The sequence below is a fragment of the Thiolapillus sp. genome (assembly GCF_048562965.1).
Taxonomy (GTDB): Bacteria; Pseudomonadota; Gammaproteobacteria; order Chromatiales; family Chromatiaceae; genus Thiolapillus; species Thiolapillus brandeum_A.
In genome coordinates, this window is sequence record NZ_JBHNMF010000925.1 from 1 (window position 1) to 1,124 (window position 1,124).

At 57.0% G+C, this 1,124-nt stretch carries 1 pseudogene; it reads right to left on the reverse strand.

From position 1 onward, the window contains the following. Positions 1–129: 129 nt before the first annotated feature. A pseudogene (locus ACOCD2_RS21230) lies at positions 130–1,124 on the reverse strand (O-acetylhomoserine aminocarboxypropyltransferase/cysteine synthase family protein); the annotation flags it as partial.

Here is a 1,124-nt window from a genome sequence, read left to right on the forward strand (position 1 = left end):
TCAGCCAGAACTTGCCAGATCATATCCAGGTCGAAATGGCGCCTTATTTCAGGTTGGGTCTGAACCAGGATTTCTGATCAGCCCGGGCACTCCGCTTACTCCCCGCCCGGGACAGCACCCGGTCCACAGTCAGCCGACCTTTTCCAGCGCCTGATCGATATCGGCAATGATATCGTCGACATGCTCGATGTCGACCGAAATTCTCACCAGATCTTCAGAGACACCGGCAGTCGCCAGTTCTTCAGGACTAAGCTGTCTGTGTGTCGTGGTTGCCGGATGACAGGCGAGTGATTTTGCGTCGCCGATATTGACCAGCCGCAGGATCATTTGCAGGGCATCGATGAACTAGCCGCCTGCCGCTTTGCCACCGTTAATGCCAAAACTGAGAATACCGGAAGCCCTGCCCCCGGTGATCTTCTGGCAGGTGGCAAAGTATTCACTGTCTTCCAGACCGGCATACTTGACCCAGGCGACCTTGGGATGCTTTTGCAGATGCCTGGCTACGGCCAGTGCGTTTTCACAGTGCCTTTCCATGCGCAGCCCCAGGGTCTCCAGGCCCTGAAGCAGCAGAAAAGCACTGTGGGGCGCCAGCGCAGCACCCGTATTGCGCAAAGGCACGACCCGGCATCGGCCGATATAGGCAGCCGGGCCGAGGGCTTCTGTATAGACGACGCCATGGTAGGAAGGATCAGGTTCGTTCAGCATGGGGAAGCGCTCCCTGTTTGCTGCCCAGTCGAACTTCCCGGAATCGATGATGATGCCACCGATGGTGGTACCGTGTCCGCCGATGTACTTGGTCAGGGAATGGATGATGATGTCGGCGCCGTGCTCGAATGCCTGGCACAGATAAGGCGTTGCCACCGTATTGTCGACAATCAGGGGGACACCATGACGGTGGGCGATTTCCGCCAGTTTTTCGATATCGACGACGTTGCCCGCGGGGTTGCCGATAGACTCGCAGAACACAGCGCGGGTCTTGTTATCGATGCGGCTTTCAAGACCCTCGTAATCATCGAAGGAGGTCATGCGCACTTCTATGCCCTGTCTTGGCAAGGAATGCGCAAACAGGTTATAGGTGCCCCCGTAGAGCTGACTGGTGCTGACGATATTGTCGCCAGCACTAG